This is a genomic window from Salibacter sp., from assembly GCF_031581065.1.
Lineage (GTDB): Bacteria > Bacteroidota > Bacteroidia > Flavobacteriales_G > Salibacteraceae > Salibacter.
Window position 1 is genome coordinate 24,496 of record NZ_JAVLBN010000018.1, and the last position, 17,208, is coordinate 41,703.

Genomic DNA, 17,208 nt, shown 5'->3' on the forward strand with positions numbered 1-17,208 from the left:
TATGGGATTTGGTTATTGTATATTTGTTCGCATAACCTAATACAGAATGAATAGGAAATATCTCTTTTTGGCTCTGACCGTGATTAGTGTTTTGACCTGGCAATGTACAGGTTCAAAATCGTTGTCCCGAAAGGCTGATAAGTTACAGGAAGCCGGACTCAACGAGGAAGCGGCTGATTTCTATTACAAATCCCTGCAACGCAATCCGCGAAATGTAGATGCTAAAATAGGCCTCAAACAAACAGGTAAAGAAATATTGGAGTCTTTACTCAATGAGTTCTACAAGTCATACTCGGCTGAGGATTACCGCATGGCGGTGTATAAATACCGCGAGGCTAAAGATTTTCAGGATATGTGTTCGCCTTTTGTAGATCTCGAAATTCCACCGTACTATAACGATTATTACGAAGAATCAGAAACGACCTACAAGAACAACCTCTACGAAAAAGCAAACGAACTTATCTATGAGGAAAAGTACAAGGAGGCTGATGAAAAGCTAAAAGAGATCATTGAGCTCGATCCAACTTTTAAAGATGCAAAGGAACTGGCTTCAATGACTACTGCTGAGCCTATGTACCAAAAGGGAGTTAAGCTCTACGAAGCGAAAAAATACCGCGAATCTTATGCGATGATGAAGCGCGTGATTGATCAAAAAGGATCTTACAAGGATGCTATCGATTACCGCGATAATGCTCTTGAAGAAGCTACTATCACGATTGCTGTGAGTCCGTTTGATGTTTCGAGTAGCAGTCAGAGCCAAATTGCAGAAAAAATCAACGGTAGCATTACGCAATCGCTCGTGAACTCTGAAAACCCGTTTATCAAAGTAGTTGATCGCAGTAACACTGAAAAGCTTCTCGAAGAACAGCGATTGAATATGGAGTTGGGTACTGAATCCCGTGTACAGGCCGGTGAAATGCTTGGCGCTAACATGATTATTACCGGTAAAATGATGGATTACTCTGTTCAGAGCCAACCGATTCAAACATCCAGACAACCTGCATTTGAGCAAATAAAAGTACAAAAAGTCAATCCGCGAACTAAGGAAAAATACGTTGCAACTGAATACCGTAAGACTTACTACAAGGAGTATTCAGGCAGCCGCAATATCACGGCTGCTCTTCAGTACCAGGTGATCAATGCTGAAACAGGAGAGGTTGTATCTGGAGGCGTGATCAATGAAACCGAACGCGACAATGTAAATTATGCTTCGCGTAAAGGCGGATTTAAAAACCTGTATCCGGGTGAATTTAGTAGTTCGCTTGGAGGATTGATGAAAGAAGGTAAAGTGATTACATCTTACAAGGCAAAAAGCCAGTTACAAAGCAAATTTACTTCATCAAAACGCGAGTTGCGATCTGAAAATCAAATACGTGCAGATCTCGCACAAAAAATTGCTCAAAATATTGTGAGCAAAGTTCATGAATACAATCCTGAATTATGAGATATAACTCAGTACTAATTTTATTCTTATTATCATTATTGAGCTTTGGCGGATGCTCATCATCAGAAAAAGCCGCAAAAAAAGAAGAACCACAAAACCCACCACCAGCCTGGGTTACGAACAGACCAACGAGTAGTGCTCATTACATCGGTATCGGTATCAGTGATAAAAAGGCCCACCCGCTGGATTATGCCAGAGATGCCAAAAGAAATGCGCTCAACGAATTAGCATCTGAAATTGAAGTGAATATCACCTCAAAGTCGATGTTGTACTCTACTGAAAACAGCAAAGGCGAATTCAAAGATGAGTACAAATCATTCATAAAAGTTTCGACTGATCGCACAATTGAAGACTACGAACAGGTTGATTCATACGAAACTGAAGATAAGTACTTCGTCTATTACCGGCTTTCAAAAGCAAAATACCAGTCTAACCGAAAGGCTGCAATAGAAAAAGCGATTGATGCTTCAAAAGGCTATTACAGCACAGCCGTTCAGGAAAGAGAAGCCAACAACTATTCGGCTTCTTTGGAAAATGCTTTGAGAGCTGTTCATTCTATAGAGCCGTTCATCGGTGAAGATTTGATCACAAATTTCGAGGGAGAGCAGGTTTACTGGGGTAATCACCTCAAAACTTTCCTTAGTAACACATTAAGGGAGATAAAAATTAAAGCGAATACCGAAACCACAAATGCGAGATGGAGCATCCCGCTCAGCGAGGAGGACGTCTCATTTACGGTTCTGACCGATAAAGGGGAAAAACTTCAAAACATACCGCTGGAGATCAAGTATTCTGAAGGGTTTATTCGCCCAAAACTCACGCCAACAAACAGCAATGGAGTGGCAAAGGCGAATTTACTCAGAATTGTTGATCAGGAGCCAAATCAATGGCTCAGTGCTAAGTTAGCTATTGATCAGATCCATCGAAATGCAATCGGTAGCAAGCCTGATGTGGTGTTTGAACAACTCATTAAATCGCTGAATATCCCGTCAGTAAAGAAAAGAATTGAAGTGAATAGTCCACAAGTTTTCCTCGATGTCAAAATCCAAAATGATCAGCAAAGAGAGCTTGATGAAACGATAAAAAAAGCAATTCGCAACCGGTTGTCTTATCGCGACATGCGTGAAGTATCATCAAAACAAAATGCCGATTACATCATCCGCGTAACGGCAGATTACCGCATGCTGGAGAAAAAAATGGATATGTACAGGGCGCAAATATCTGGCAGCTTTGAAGTTGAGCGAATAGGTGACAATTCAATCGTTTTTTCAGAAAACATAACTGGTATTTTGGGCGTACAATTGTCAGAAAAGAATGCGGTTTTTAACGGTTTTGAAAAGCTGAGTTCTGAAGTTGAAGAAAAAGTATTTCCAAAATTTTATCGTCAAATCTCTAAAGATTAATACCAAATGAGAGTGTTCAAAATATTCACTATACTACTGTTTTTAAACCCATTAACAGTATTCAGTAAAACTGACGCTTTAAGTTTGTCGCAGGACTTATTTTTGGCGTATTTCAACGGTGATGAGTACGCTGATTTTAAATCTCAAATAGAATCATACGATTACGAGAAACTCAAAAATGAACTGGATAATCCACAAAAGAAAAAGGCTTTTTGGATCAATATTTACAATGCTTACACGCAAATTGGACTAAACGAATACGAATCACTCTATTTAGAAAGAAAGAATAAGTTTTTCAGAAAAGATTTCATCACAGTTGCCGGTAAAGAATTCGACTTAGACGACATAGAGCACGGTATCTTGCGTTATTCAAGAGCAAAATGGGCGATGGGTTACATCAAAAATCCATTTGCGAGAAAAACAATCAAAGAGTTGCGTGTAGATTCTGTTGATAAACGTATTCATTTCGCTCTCAATTGCGGTGCAGCTTCTTGTCCGCCAGTAACGTATTTTGAAGCTGACAAACTAAACCAGGAGCTCGATGAAGCGATGAACGATTTTTTGACCAAAACCAGTGAGTACGACAAGAACAATGGAGTTCTCAAGGTGAACCGGATTTTCAAATGGTACCGTGGAGACTTTGGATCAAAAGACGGCATCGTGAAATTACACAGAAAACTGGAAATTATTCCAAACGATGCATCGCCTAAGATCGAGTTTAAAGAGTACAACTGGAACCTGCAAAAACAAGCCAACCAATGAGTAAAAAGACTGCTGTTATTGGAGCATCGCCAAATGACGCGCGTTATTCGTTTCGTGCCACAAAAATGCTTTCAGATTACAATCACGAAGTAGTTCCGCTCGGAATCAGGAAAGGCGTCATCGGTAAACACGAAATTATTGTCGATTGGCCAAAAGTGATTGACGACTTGAACACAGTTACGCTCTACATCGGTCCGCAACGTCAACCGCAATACTACGATTACATCATTAACCTCAAACCAAAAAGAGTGATTTTCAATCCCGGAACAGAAAACCCGGAATTTGAATCAAAATTACATGATGCAGGAATAGAAACAGAGAATGCCTGTACGCTCGTAATGCTTTCAACGAGTCAGTATTGATCAGAGCCTTTCCAAAGCTTCCTGTATCACAGCAGCGGCCCTGTCGAGTTGTTCGTAGCTTATCGTTAGAGGAGGAGAGAGCCTGAAAGCATAACTGGTCGATAAGAACCAGAAAGTGAGCAATCCATTTTCAAGGCAGTAATCAAAAACACTTTTCACTTCGTCAAAGTCTGCCAAATCAACAGCAAACATCAATCCTTTACGCCTGATCTCCTTTACTTTATCGTGGTTCAGTTTACTTTCCAAATAAGCACCCTTTTTCTCGACTTCAACTAAATTAATTTCATCTCTAAAAACTTTCAGGTTGGCCAATCCGGCAGCGCAACTAACAGGATGACCGCCAAAAGTCGTGATATGGCCCAGAATTGGGTTATCCGCGAGTTCACTCATCAATTCGCGGTTTGCAACCAATCCGCCCATCGGCATTCCGCCAGCCATCGCTTTACCGATTGTCAAAACATCGGGCACAACACCAAAGTGCTCAAAACCAAACATTTTACCTGTTCGTCCAAATCCCGTTTGAATCTCATCAAAGATCAACAGTGCACCAACTTCAGAACAGCGATTTCGCAGTTTGACTAAGAAATCAACATCCGAAATTCGAACTCCGGCATCACCCTGAATCACTTCAATGATTACTCCGGCAGTTTTATTCGTTATTTCGGTCAGATCCGAAACAGCATTGTGTCGCAAAAAACGCACATCGGGAAGTAGCGGGCGAAAAGGCTGTTTCTTTGTCTCGTTCCCCGAAACGCTCAGCGACCCGTGGGTACTACCGTGATAACTACCACGAAAGCTAATGAGTTCTGACCGACCAGTAGCTCTTTTAACTAATTTGAGAGCGGCTTCATTTGCTTCAGTACCGGAATTAACGAAATAGACATTATCCAAAGTAGGAGGTAAGAGATCTAATAACGTTTTGGCAAACTTGCTTTGCGGAGATTGAATGTACTCACCGTACACCATCACATGCATGTAGTCGCTTGCCTGTTTAGAAATAGCTTCTGTAATCTTAGGGTGAGAATGTCCTATATTATTGACAGCAACACCGGCAATTAAGTCTATGAATTCTCTACCATCAGTCGTGTAAACAACACAATCTTTAGCGCGCTCAATTTCCAAACCGATAGGATACGGAGTAGTTTGCGCTACATGTTTGTCAAAAGATTGCCGATCATTCATAAACCGACATTATTCGTGTGAGAAGAATTCACTCAATTAAGCTTCAGCAAGTTCGGGAGCGCGTTTTGAAGCGTATGCCTTAGCACCGAACAATGCAGCCGAGTAAAAAAGTGTACCTGCGAAAGTATTCACTAAGAAAGGCAGTCCAGCAGCATAACTCGTCATGAGTCCGGCCATGTCATTTGTGTAAATAGGGCTTCCCAGCCATGCACCAAAATTGGTAAGAGCGAAAAACACCAGCGATCCGATTACTGAAGAACCGAGAACACCTGATATTTTACTGTTTTTAGCCATTGTACTCCCCAAAAGAACCATCACAGTAAAACCGCCATAAATGAACGAAGCACCTTCAGTAAACCATACAAAAGAATCGTAAAAGCTCCCGTAAAGAATATTGTTGACCAATAAATCGCTCACGAAAAGTGCAGCCATTGGGATCAACAATGCAAGCCACTTGTCTTTATTCAATACAGCACCACCAAAGATGGCCATAGCTCCAATCGCTGTGAAATTAGGAGGATGCGGTATAAAACGGGTTAACGAAATAAGGACAATTGAAATAATAGCAAACTTGAGTTTCGTGTTATTCGTTTTCATATTGGTCTTTCTAATTTGCCGACAAATTTAGAAATATTTTATCCTTTTATTGTAGGCTGTCAAAAAGGATTTCAGTACTTTTGATTTGAAGCCTTTGACAAATTTGTGTTCAAGGGCTTTTCTACTTTATTTAGCCTACTATAACCAAATCATTACACCTCACACTTGAAAATATTTATTGTTTGAATAAAAATTGATAATTTTCATAATTATAAAATTTCTTAGGTAAAGACTGAAAGTGAAAATGACGCAGGATTTTAATTTGAAAAGCGCGCTTAAGCAGTACTTTGGTTTTGATTCATTCAAAGGTGATCAGGAAGAGATCATAAACAGTGTCCTCAACAATAACGACACCTTTGTGATAATGCCAACAGGTGGAGGGAAGTCTCTAACTTACCAGTTGCCCGCACTCATTACAGAGGGTACGGCAATCGTTATCTCCCCATTGATTGCTTTGATGAAAAACCAGGTAGATTCAATTAGAGGATTTGTTGACGATGACAGCGTAGCTCATTTCATGAACTCTTCGCTCAATAAAGGCGAGCTCAATCGTGTAAGGCAAGATTTACGTGACGAAAAAACAAAAATACTCTACGTAGCTCCTGAATCACTCACCAAGCAGGAGAATATCGAGTTTTTTAAATCGATCAAAATTTCGTTTGTTGCTGTTGATGAAGCACACTGTATCTCAGAGTGGGGTCACGATTTTAGACCTGAATACAGGCGGATCAAAGAAATGATTTCCGGAATTGACGACCGCATTCCGGTTATGGCTCTAACCGCAACAGCTACACCTAAAGTACAGCTCGACATCCAGAAAAACCTGGGAATGTCTGATGCAAATGTCTTTAAAGCATCGTTTAACCGTCCTAATCTTTTCTACGAGGTACGCCCTAAAATTCAGGCCGAAAAACAGATTATCAAATTCATCAAGGAAAATGAAGGGAAATCTGGTATTATTTATTGCCTGAGCCGTAAAAAGGTTGAGGAGATTGCTGAACTACTTCAGGTAAATGGAGTTAAAGCGCTCGCTTACCACGCAGGAATGGAAGCTGCTAAACGCGCCAATTACCAGGATATGTTCCTCATGGAGGAGGTGGATGTAATTGTGGCTACAATCGCATTCGGGATGGGAATCGATAAACCCGATGTTCGCTTTGTGATGCACTACGACATGCCAAAATCTCTGGAAGGATATTACCAGGAAACTGGTCGTGCCGGTAGAGATGGAGGTGAAGGTAGATGTCTTGCCTTTTACGATTACAAAGACATTGAAAAACTCGAAAAATTCACCACTAATAAGCCCGTTGCTGAACAAGAGATAGCTCGCGCGCTTCTCAATGAGGTAGTGGCGTATGCTGAAACAGCTATGTCGAGAAGGAAGTTTCTGCTTCACTATTTTGGTGAAGAATGGGACGAGGAGAACGGAGAAGGGAAGAACATGGATGACAACATGGTGAACCCGAAAGAGAAAGTAGAAGCAAAAGACGAGATAAAACTGTTCCTGGAAACAGTTATCAATGTCAAAGAGCAATTCAAGCCCAAGCACGTTGTGGATGTTTTGGTTGGAAAGCAGTCTGCTGAAGTGAAGAGCAACAAGCACCACACAGCAAAATTCTTTGGTTGCGGTAAGCACCACGATCGAAAATACTGGATGGCTGCCGTGAGGCAATCACTCGTAGCTGGACTAATCGGTAAAAACATAGAGCAGTACGGGACTATTTTTGTAACGGATGAAGGTAAAGAGTTCATCAAGAATCCTGAATCATTCATGCTCATCAAGGATCACGATTACGATCAAATGGCCGAAGATGCAAATGCCATCTCAATGAATAGAGCCGGTCAGGGTGGTGATCCTGAATTGATGAAACTACTCAAAGATCTCCGCAAGAAGATCGGGAAGCAAAAGAATTTGCCTCCATTCGTGATTTTTCAGGATCCAAGTCTTGAAGACATGGCAACGCAATATCCCATAACGATGGATGAAATGCAGAACATCGTTGGCGTTGGAAAAGGAAAAGCCATGAAATTTGGTCGTCAGTTTCTGGATCTGATCAAAACTTACGTTGAGGAAAATGATATCGACCGTCCACAGGACATGGTGGTTAAAGGGCTTGCTAATAAAGGAAGCAATAAGATTAAGATCATTCAGGGTATCGACAGGAAAATTCCTCTTGCTGATTTGGCTAAAGCTCGTGGTATTACAGACTCTGAGTTTGTTACGGAACTCGAAAACATCGTGTATTCTGGAACCAAACTAAATATCGATTACTACATCAATGATGTATTGGATGAAGAGCATCAGGAAGATATTTTTGAGTACTTTAGGGAAGCTGAATCAGATAGCATAGATGAGGCACTCGAAGAATTTGAGGATGAATATTCTGAAGAGGAAATACGATTGATGCGCATCAAATTTATGTCTGAATTAGGAAATTAATTCAATTGAAAAAGTTTTCCTTCTTTTATGCCTCTTTGCAAGTCCTTTGCGAAATTGACTTTTGGTTTTATTTCAAAAACCGGGTCATTTTGCACAGTGACAAATTAGTGAAGAAATATCCGGTGATCTACTGTGCCAATCATCAAAATGCATTTGTAGATGCGCTGTTGATGGCGCTTGCCTCAAACAGGCAACCGGCCAGTTTGGTCAGAGCCGATGTCTTCAAAAACAAGTTGTCAGCAGCATTCTTGCGTAAAGTGAAAATGCGCCCGGTTTACCGCATGCGCGATGGCTTTGGTTCGCTGGGAAGGAATGAACACACCTTCAATGAATGCTATAACTACTTATCTAAAGGTGGAACGCTCATCGTTTTCCCTGAGGGAAATCACGGTGAGCTCAAGAGGCTTCGTCCGCTCAAGAAAGGAACAGCCAGAATTGCATTAGACACATTAGATAAGCTGGAGCGTTTTGATAAACTGTACATTCAACCGATCGGGCTCGATTACAGTGACCACCCAAAGTTCAGGTCTAACATGTTGATGAACATCGGTGATCCTTTTGAGGTTTCTAAAGATCGGTTTTCGCTGAAAGAGGAAGAGCGCACAAAAGAAATCCAGCAGGTGACGAAAGAGATCAAAGAGTCGCTTCAACCGCTGATGTACCACCAAAAAGCCAAAGACCACAACAGCACGATCTACGATTTCATTCACCTCGTGTATCCAACACGCGTAAATCGCAAAAGTCTATTTCTCCAAAACTTCTTTGATGGAAAGGAATTTGCCAATCAGTTTAACGATGACTTATTGAGTGATGATCAGCTTTCCAGGATGCAAAACCTCCTGAAAGTAGGGAAGGAGTTGCGATACCCCGGATTCTTTTACAAGAAAGGATCTGAATTTTGGCGACCTCTCATGATTTCGATTATCACATTGCCTTTTTACATGGTGGGAGCGGTGATTTTTGCGTTGCCTTTTCACATCATCAAAAAATTGCAATTCGCGATTAAAGATCCGCAGTTCAGAACGAGTGTGAAATTTTTGACCGGTTTAATTCTCTATCCGCTTTGGTTACTTGTTTTAGCAAGCACAGCAACAGCTTTTTTCAGCGGTAAAGATGTTTTGATCGGAACCGGGCTCACAATTATTTGTGGGATTGGAGCTCTGAATTTCCGCGATAATATTCGGTTGGTGATGCGCTTTGGAAGGTGGGTTCTGACCGATAAAAGTCAACGTCACACATACGAGGATGAGCTCAATGAATTTGTGCGCTCACTCAAAAATGAAGCATAAAAAAGGGGGTGTATCAAAACCGAAAATCACATTTTTCGGTTTTAAAAAGCTACTGATGAAGTTGAAATAGTCTTAAAAGACTGTATTAATATCTTACAAACACCGACTTTTTTATCACACAATCGCTTTTTGATACACCCCCCCAGTTGTATTTCAAACAGAGTGATTACTCTTTTTCATTCTTCGTTTCGCCTTCTTTTTCAGAACTCGAATCATCAGACTTTTTCTTCGGTTTGGCTTCGCCTTTTTTCACATTGATCTTGATCTCTTTATCTTTTTTATCAAAATCAACTTTTACCGTATCTCCATCTTTGATCTTGTTGCCGATGATCTCCTCAGCGATAGGATCTTCGAGATATTTCTGGATTGCTCTGTTCAGCGGACGTGCACCGTACTGGTGGTCGTAACCTTTTTCAGCGATGTGTTTTTTCGCTTCGTTTGTGAGCTCAATTGAATATCCAAGATCTTCAATACGCTTGTAGAGATGTTCCAATTCAATATCAATGATCTTGAACAAGTCTTCCTGTTTAAGACTGTTGAAGAGTATTACATCGTCAACCCTGTTTAAGAACTCGGGAGCAAACGCCTTCTTTAGCGCTTTTTGTAAAATACTCTTGGCTTCCTGTTCCTCATTTTGAAGCTTGGCGGTTGGTGCAAAACCAACACCTTGTCCAAAATCTTTGAGATGACGCGTACCGATGTTACTCGTCATGATGATGATCGTATTCTTGAAATCAACTTTACGACCCAGACTATCTGTTACTGTTCCGTCATCCAGGATTTGAAGGAGTAAGTTGTACACATCGGGGTGTGCTTTCTCAATCTCATCGAGCAGAATAACAGAGTAGGGGTGTCTGCGAACTTTTTCAGTAAGCTGACCACCTTCTTCGTAACCGACATAACCCGGAGGCGCTCCGATCAATCTCGACACAGCAAATTTTTCCATGTATTCACTCATATCGATACGGATCATATTATCTTCCTTATCGAAAAGGTAACGGGTCAGAACCTTGGCCAACTGCGTTTTACCAACACCCGTAGGACCTAAGAAAATAAACGAACCGATCGGTTTATTGGGATCTTTCAATCCGGCACGGTTACGCTGAATCGCTTTAACCACTTTTTCAACCGCTTCGTCCTGTCCGATTACGCTACCTCTCAACTTCTCACGCATATTCGTGAGTCGCTCAGCTTCTTTTTGCGCAATTCGCTGTACAGGAACGCCAGTCATCATGGCAACAACTTCAGCAACGTTTTCCTCGTCAACCGTTTCGCGGTGTTCTTTAGTTCGTTCTTCCCACTTTTTCTTTTCCTCTTCCAGTTGTTCGCTCAATTTGCGTTCTGAATCGCGCAATCTTGCTGCTTCTTCATATTTCTGCTTGCGAACAACCTGGTTTTTATCTTCTTTGACTATCTCTATTTGCTTTTCGATCTCGAGAATTTCATCCGGAACTTCAATATTTGTGATGTGAACGCGTGATCCTGCCTCATCTAAAGCATCGATAGCCTTATCGGGAAGGTGTTTATCCGTCATGTAACGATCTGTCAACTTCACACAAGCCTGAATTGCTTCAGGAGTGTAATTCACATTGTGGTGTTCTTCATATCGAGCCTTGATATTGTTCAGGATCGTCACTGTTTCATCAGGCGTGGTAGGTTCTACCATCACTTTTTGGAAACGTCTTTCGAGCGCACCGTCTTTTTCAATGTACTGGCGGTATTCATCGAGTGTGGTAGCACCGATGCATTGAATTTCACCGCGAGCGAGAGCAGGCTTGAACATATTCGATGCATCCAGTGATCCCGAAGCACCACCGGCTCCGATTATTGTGTGTATCTCATCAATGAAGAGAATCACATCAGGAGATTTCTCCAGTTCGTTCATCACAGCTTTCATTCGCTCTTCGAACTGACCACGGTATTTTGTACCGGCAACCAGCGAAGCGAGATCCAGCGTAACAACACGCTTGTTGTAGAGAACACGTGAAACTTTGCGTTGCACGATACGCAGTGCGAGTCCTTCAGCAATTGCCGATTTACCAACACCCGGCTCACCGATCAGGATAGGATTGTTCTTTTTACGCCTGCTCAGTATTTGTGAGACGCGTTCAATTTCTTTTTCACGGCCCACGATAGGGTCGAGCTTATCATCTTCAGCCATTTTGGTGAGATCCCGACCAAAGTTATCGAGTACCGGTGTTTTTGATTTTGAGTCGCTCTTGCGTTGTGCGCCACCGCGACCTCCGCCTGAGAATGAGCCTGAAGAAGTGTCATCATCTTCAGCGCTTCCCGGTATCTCAGCTCTCGGATCTTCACTCATGTCAGATCCGGAATGCATATTGTCTAATTCGTTTTTTACCATTTCGTAATCAACATTAAAGTTAAATAGCGCTCTGCTCGCAACATTGTTGTCGTCTTTTAAGATACTCAGCAACAAATGCTCTGTGCCAATCACATTACTTTTGAAGAGTTTAGCTTCGAGATAAGTGATCTTGAGCGTTTTTTCTGCTTGTTTAACCAGTGGAATATTTCCGAGGTTAGAGGTTACCTTCGATGTATTTTCAACCTTTATAGACTGCTCAATAAGTTTGCGCAACTCCATGAGATCTACATTGAGGTTTTTCAAAATTTCAACAGCAACTCCCTGACCTTCGCGAATAATTCCGAGGAGGAAGTGCTCAGTGCCGATGTAGTCATGACCCAGCCTGAGTGCTTCTTCGCGACTAAAGGATATCACATCCTTAACTCTTGGGGAAAAATTTGCTTCCATATATTTTGTTCTCCTTCGTGTTCTTTTGTTGTTAAACGGTTTTGGAACCCATTTCGTTCATTCCACACTGTGAAAATAACAACTCTTTCTACAATCTCAAAAGTACTGAGCTAATAACGCGGCTAACCTGAAAAGCGGGTTCTTTTTACCAACATAAATTTGTTGAAAATTACAGAGGTTTTCAACATGGTTTTAGATACATTAATAAGTACTTTCGAAATTCATTTTAAACTGTGTAGCAAATACTATACGAAACGCAATTTCTCTTTGAATTTAAGACAATATGGCAGAAGGAGATAATGAAAGAATACTGCGCGTAAACATAGACGAGGAAATGAAGTCGGCATACATCGACTATTCCATGTCAGTGATTGTAGCGCGCGCATTACCCGATGTTCGAGACGGTTTAAAGCCCGTTCACCGAAGAGTTTTATACGGAATGCAGGATTTGGGATTGACATCCAACAAGTCCTTTAAAAAATCAGCACGTATCGTAGGAGAGGTGCTCGGTAAGTATCACCCACACGGTGATTCATCTGTTTACGACACAATGGTGCGCATGGCACAACACTGGTCACTTCGCTATCCAATGGTCAACGGCCAGGGGAACTTCGGTTCTGTAGATGGTGATAGTCCGGCCGCCATGCGTTATACCGAGGCTAAACTCCGCAAAATAGCAGAGGAGATGCTGTCTGATATCGACAAAGAAACAGTCGATTTCTCCCTCAACTTCGATGATACGATCGAAGAACCAACCGTGCTACCGGCTAAAATTCCTAACCTACTGGTAAACGGAGCCAGTGGTATTGCTGTTGGTATGGCGACAAACATGCCGCCTCACAATCTCACTGAAATTGTGAATGCGACTATCGCTTATATCGATGATAATGATATATCCATCGAAGGATTGATGGAACACGTGAAAGCACCTGATTTCCCAACTGGTGGAATCATTTACGGTGTTGACGGTGTTCGCCAGGCTTTTGAAACAGGTCGCGGTAAGGTCGTGATCAGAGCCAAAGCCGATATCGAAGAAACTGAATCGGGCAGACCGAGAATTATTGTGACAGAAATACCATACCAGGTCAATAAGGCTGAAATGATCAGCAAGACGGCCGATATGGTGAACGATAAAAAGATCGAGGGTATCTCTGATATCCGCGATGAGAGTGACAGAAGCGGCATGCGCGTTGTGTACGAACTCAAGCGCGATGCTATCCCGAATGTGGTTCTGAACAATTTGTACAAGCACACTGCTTTACAAACTTCATTCTCAGTGAATAACGTTGCGCTCGTTAAAGGTCGCCCGCAAACGTTAAATCTCAAAGATCTCATTCATCATTACGTTGATCACCGCCACGAAGTAGTTGTTCGCAGGACAGAATACGAACTGCGCAAAGCGAAAGAGCGAGCTCACGTATTAGAAGGGTATCTCATCGCACTCGACAATCTCGATGAAGTGATCGCACTCATCAGGGGATCGCGCACTGCTGATATCGCGAAAGAAGGCTTGATGAAAGACTTCGAGCTTACCGAAATTCAGGCGAAAGCTATACTGGAGATGCGTCTTCAACGCCTCACAGGCATGGAGCGCGAAAAAATCCAGAGCGAGTACGATGAATTGATGAAAAAAATCGAGTACTACGAAAGCATTTTGGCTGACGAAGGCTTGAGAATGCAGATCATCAAGGACGAGCTCAATGAGATGAAAGAGAAATACGGTGATGAGCGCAAAACTGACATCATTTTTGCCAGTGCCGATTTCCGCATCGAAGATATGATCCCGAACGAAGAAGTTGTTGTGACAATTTCTCACATGGGGTATATGAAGCGAACTTCACTTTCTGAATACCGCACACAAAAACGCGGAGGTCGCGGATCGCGGGGTAGCACAACCCGTGATGAGGACTTCCTGGAAGATCTGTTCTACGCCAATACGCACAACTATCTCCTCATCTTTACGGAGAAAGGGAAATGTTTCTGGATGCGTGTGTTCGAGATTCCGGAAGGAACGAAAGCATCAAAAGGTAGGGCTGTTCAGAACCTGATCAACATCGAACCCGATGACAGAGTTCTTGCCTATATCAATGTTCCGGATCTGACCGACCAGGAATTTATCGAGAACAACTTCATTATGATGTGTACCAAAAAAGGTACTGTTAAGAAGACGAATCTCGAAGCATATTCTCGTCCGCGTTCAAACGGAATCATCGCGATCAACATTAAAGATGGTGATGAACTTCTCGAAGCTAAGCTCACAAATGGTGAAAGTGAAGTGTTGATGGCACTGAAAAGTGGTCGCGCAATTCGCTTTAATGAAAACACGGTCAGATCCATGGGCCGTGGAGCCAGCGGAGTAAGAGGAGTGAGGCTGGCCAACGACAAAGACGAAGTTGTGGGCATGGTTTGCATTCAGGACTCTGAAACCACTATTTTGGTTGTATCAGAAAAAGGTTACGGAAAACGCACAGCACTTGAAGATTACCGCGTGACAAACCGCGGTGGTAAAGGTGTGAAGACGATGAATATTTCTGATAAAACCGGAGAACTCACAACTATCAAGGCAGTTACTGATGATAACGACCTGATGATTATTAATAAAAACGGAATCGCAATCCGACTCGAAGTTGCCCAAATCAGAGTGATGGGTCGTGCCACACAGGGTGTTAGGCTGATCAATCTCAAGAAAGGTGACCAAATTGCAGCTGTTGCTAAAGTGCCGCATACGGATGCAGAAGAGGAGGAAAATGGTTCTGAAGAAGAGAATGGCACAGAAAATGCTACTGATAGCGAAGAATAATTGATAATTTCGCACCAAAAGGAATAAAAAATTATGAAACGTATATTTTTCACATTGACGATGATAGCGACTGTAGCAACGGGTTTTGCGCAGTCGAACAAAGTGATTAGCGCCAATAACTATTTGAAAAATGGCGATTTGGCCAAGGCTAAAGAGAACATCGATGCAGCGACTGTTCACGAAAAAACAATGAACGAGCGCAAGACGTGGTTCTACCGCGGTAAGGTTTATTTGGCCTTAGCTGCAACGGAAGACGAAAAATTCCAAAAACTCGATTCTAACGCGATTTATAAAGCTGCTGAAGCTTTTGAGAAAGCGCTTGAATTAGAAGGTAGAAGAATTGGTGACAAAGATATTCAACCGCAGTACAAAATTACTGGTCGTCAAATGTTTGCTGTAGCAATTGATAATTATAAAACGAAGAATTACAAGGAGGCGAGTAAAGCATTTGAGAACTCCGCTGCAATTTCGTCAAAATTTGGGAAAACTGATACATCTGCTATATTCAATGCCGGACTCACTGCAGAATTAGCTAAGGATACTGCAAAAGCAATTGAGCAATACCGTGAGAGTGCAAAACTCGGTTACAAAAACGGTGCACTTTTCGTGAATGTTGCTAAGCTCGAAAAAGGACAGGGTAATACTGAAGCAGCACTCAAAACGTTGAAAGAAGGTAGAAGCTTGTATCCTGAAAACGGTGCAATATTGACTGAGCTCATCAACATTTATCTGACTACAGGTAAAACTGATGATGCATTAGCTATGTTGAATGAAGCCATTAAAAAAGATTCTTCAAATGCGCAGTTATACTTTGCAAGAGGGACACTTTACGACAAAAAGGGTATGAGCGACAAAGCAACGGCAGATTACGAGAGTGCTATTGCTGTAGATCCTGATAATTACGAATCGTACTACAATCTTGGAGCTGTTTATGTGAACCGCAGTGCTGAGATCCAGGAAGAGATGAATAAACTGGATATCAACAATAAAGAGGAATACGAAAAACTAAAAGCTGAGCGAGATACATTGTATGAAAAAGCGATTAAGCCATTGGAGAAAGCTCATGAGCTAAATCCGGAAGACCGTGTAACAATGCAAACGCTCATGGGACTTTACGGAAAAACAAATCAAATGGAAAATTACAAAGAGATGAAAGCGAAGTTCCAGGAAGCGAACTCTGCAGAGTAATCATCCATTTGCTTACAGCACATATTTTTAATAGAGAGAAGGAGATCGATTGGTCTCCTTTCTTATTTACAGCTTTATTTTACATAATATAAATTATAAGTAAACAATGATTGCATTCATTGGATTAGTGAATTCGACAGAGTAAATAAAATTGTAAGTTTGTTTTACAACTTCAATTATAATATTGCGTTTCAATAAATAATGCTGAGCCAATCATTAAATAACAGATTTGAATCTCCTCTAAAAACGATCAGTAAACTTCTGGGAAGTTCCATCCAAAAGTTTCTAACACGAAAGCTCAATGGTCTGCAAAAGGATTTAGCAGAAATCGAATTATCCATTACTGAACAATTGGAAATTGTAAACAAATATGATGAGTACGATACAAATGATCTTTCTGAGTTTGAAAGATTAACTAATACCTACAGTGAAGTTTATCAATTATTCCAATTACTCATATCTTTTATCGATGAATCTAAATCAAATTTAACTGATAAGGATGATATTTATAAAGACATTGTCCTATTAGGAAATCAATTACACGATCTCAATATTATTACTGAAAAGCTTTTAGATAAGCTTTCTTCTCTTCACGACAAAATTCTGGTAAAACAATCAGAATTATCATCATCTGAAGTTTTACATGATTTATGGAAAGATGAAGGTGATCTTTGGGATAACTTTTATGAAGAAAGCAAAAAACAGTAATCTTTATGTTCAATCAGGGCGATACTTCTAAAGCATGATTGAGAAATTGGGACTTGCAAATTTATTCTAAAACAAGACTTTTTAAAAAGAATTTTTAGCCTCTAACTGATTATCATACATGTGCTTTACCATTTCCCAATCACAATGCAATTGAATTAATTGTTCCATTCCAAAAGTAGTGAACTGATTTAACTTCTCAATATTAGTTGACTTGTAACCATCATAACTCCATTTCTTTATCGCTTTAAAAGCAATATTAGTAT

13 protein-coding genes are annotated in these 17,208 nt (G+C 41.2%); 9 read left to right on the top strand and 4 right to left on the bottom strand.

Annotated elements, in window-relative coordinates; all coding sequences use genetic code 11:
• Nucleotides 1-46 precede the first annotated feature (46 nt).
• From RI557_RS06235 to RI557_RS06250, 4 genes are all read left to right on the top strand, one after another.
• On the top strand, nucleotides 47-1,444 hold the full coding sequence (locus RI557_RS06235; protein ID WP_310682758.1) for a hypothetical protein: 1,398 nt from the start codon (nucleotides 47-49) through the stop codon (nucleotides 1,442-1,444).
• On the top strand, nucleotides 1,441-2,847 hold the full coding sequence (locus RI557_RS06240; RefSeq protein ID WP_310682760.1) for an LPP20 family lipoprotein: 1,407 nt from the start codon (nucleotides 1,441-1,443) through the stop codon (nucleotides 2,845-2,847). The genes RI557_RS06235 and RI557_RS06240 overlap by 4 nt, the downstream gene beginning before the upstream one ends.
• Before the next feature lie 84 nt (nucleotides 2,848-2,931).
• A complete protein-coding gene (locus RI557_RS06245; RefSeq protein ID WP_310667945.1) occupies nucleotides 2,932-3,609 on the top strand; it encodes a DUF547 domain-containing protein in 678 nt (225 codons plus the stop codon).
• Complete coding sequence (locus tag RI557_RS06250) at nucleotides 3,606-3,971, top strand: CoA-binding protein (protein WP_310667946.1); 366 nt, start codon at nucleotides 3,606-3,608, stop codon at nucleotides 3,969-3,971. The genes RI557_RS06245 and RI557_RS06250 overlap by 4 nt, the downstream gene beginning before the upstream one ends.
• Here the strand turns inward: RI557_RS06250 and RI557_RS06255 are convergent, their stop codons facing one another.
• Both RI557_RS06255 and RI557_RS06260 read right to left on the bottom strand, forming a co-directional pair.
• Nucleotides 3,972-5,153 carry an aspartate aminotransferase family protein gene (locus RI557_RS06255; protein ID WP_310667947.1) on the bottom strand — a complete coding sequence of 394 codons (1,182 nt, stop codon included), beginning with the start codon at nucleotides 5,151-5,153 and terminating at the stop codon, nucleotides 3,972-3,974.
• A 36-nt stretch (nucleotides 5,154-5,189) separates the two neighbouring features.
• Entirely contained in the window at nucleotides 5,190-5,750 is a 561-nt protein-coding gene (locus RI557_RS06260) for a DUF6580 family putative transport protein (protein ID WP_310667948.1), read from the bottom strand.
• Nucleotides 5,751-5,994: 244 nt separating this feature from the next.
• Here RI557_RS06260 and RI557_RS06265 point away from each other — a divergent pair, with 244 nt between their 5' ends.
• Nucleotides 5,995-8,190 carry an ATP-dependent DNA helicase RecQ gene (locus RI557_RS06265; RefSeq protein WP_310667949.1) on the top strand — a complete coding sequence of 732 codons (2,196 nt, stop codon included), beginning with the start codon at nucleotides 5,995-5,997 and terminating at the stop codon, nucleotides 8,188-8,190.
• Nucleotides 8,191-8,279: 89 nt separating this feature from the next.
• Complete coding sequence (locus RI557_RS06270; protein WP_310667950.1) at nucleotides 8,280-9,479, top strand: 1-acyl-sn-glycerol-3-phosphate acyltransferase; 1,200 nt, start codon at nucleotides 8,280-8,282, stop codon at nucleotides 9,477-9,479.
• A gap of 166 nt (nucleotides 9,480-9,645) precedes the next feature.
• On the opposite strand, the gene RI557_RS06275 is transcribed toward RI557_RS06270, so the two are convergent.
• The gene (locus RI557_RS06275; protein WP_310667951.1) at nucleotides 9,646-12,249 is read right to left on the bottom strand and encodes an ATP-dependent Clp protease ATP-binding subunit; all 2,604 of its coding nucleotides are present in this window, start codon (nucleotides 12,247-12,249) and stop codon (nucleotides 9,646-9,648) included.
• 283 nt (nucleotides 12,250-12,532) lie between these two features.
• On the opposite strand from RI557_RS06275, the gene gyrA reads away from it, so the two are divergent.
• The 3 genes from gyrA (at nucleotide 12,533) to RI557_RS06290 (ending at nucleotide 16,945) form a co-directional block, all read left to right on the top strand.
• On the top strand, nucleotides 12,533-15,049 hold the full coding sequence (gyrA, locus tag RI557_RS06280; protein WP_310667952.1) for a DNA gyrase subunit A: 2,517 nt from the start codon (nucleotides 12,533-12,535) through the stop codon (nucleotides 15,047-15,049).
• A 33-nt stretch (nucleotides 15,050-15,082) separates the two neighbouring features.
• Entirely contained in the window at nucleotides 15,083-16,237 is a 1,155-nt protein-coding gene (locus tag RI557_RS06285; RefSeq protein ID WP_310667953.1) for a tetratricopeptide repeat protein, read from the top strand.
• Between the two features lie 201 nt (nucleotides 16,238-16,438).
• Nucleotides 16,439-16,945 (top strand): hypothetical protein, encoded by a 507-nt coding sequence (locus tag RI557_RS06290; RefSeq protein WP_310682763.1) that lies wholly within the window; start codon nucleotides 16,439-16,441, stop codon nucleotides 16,943-16,945.
• Nucleotides 16,946-17,026: 81 nt separating this feature from the next.
• Here the strand turns inward: RI557_RS06290 and RI557_RS06295 are convergent.
• The coding region (locus tag RI557_RS06295) for a hypothetical protein (RefSeq protein WP_310682765.1) at nucleotides 17,027-17,208 on the bottom strand (182 nt) is incomplete at its 5' end.

Coding starts and splice junctions, on each gene's coding strand:
- RI557_RS06235 (WP_310682758.1), top strand. CDS start 47: ATGAATAGGAAATATCTCTTTTTGGCTCTGACCGTGATTAGTGTTTTG.
- RI557_RS06240 (WP_310682760.1), top strand. CDS start 1,441: ATGAGATATAACTCAGTACTAATTTTATTCTTATTATCATTATTGAGC.
- RI557_RS06250 (WP_310667946.1), top strand. CDS start 3,606: ATGAGTAAAAAGACTGCTGTTATTGGAGCATCGCCAAATGACGCGCGT.
- RI557_RS06255 (WP_310667947.1), bottom strand. CDS start 5,153: ATGAATGATCGGCAATCTTTTGACAAACATGTAGCGCAAACTACTCCG.
- RI557_RS06260 (WP_310667948.1), bottom strand. CDS start 5,750: ATGAAAACGAATAACACGAAACTCAAGTTTGCTATTATTTCAATTGTC.
- RI557_RS06265 (WP_310667949.1), top strand. CDS start 5,995: ATGACGCAGGATTTTAATTTGAAAAGCGCGCTTAAGCAGTACTTTGGT.
- RI557_RS06275 (WP_310667951.1), bottom strand. CDS start 12,249: ATGGAAGCAAATTTTTCCCCAAGAGTTAAGGATGTGATATCCTTTAGT.
- gyrA (WP_310667952.1), top strand. CDS start 12,533: ATGGCAGAAGGAGATAATGAAAGAATACTGCGCGTAAACATAGACGAG.
- RI557_RS06285 (WP_310667953.1), top strand. CDS start 15,083: ATGAAACGTATATTTTTCACATTGACGATGATAGCGACTGTAGCAACG.
- RI557_RS06290 (WP_310682763.1), top strand. CDS start 16,439: ATGCTGAGCCAATCATTAAATAACAGATTTGAATCTCCTCTAAAAACG.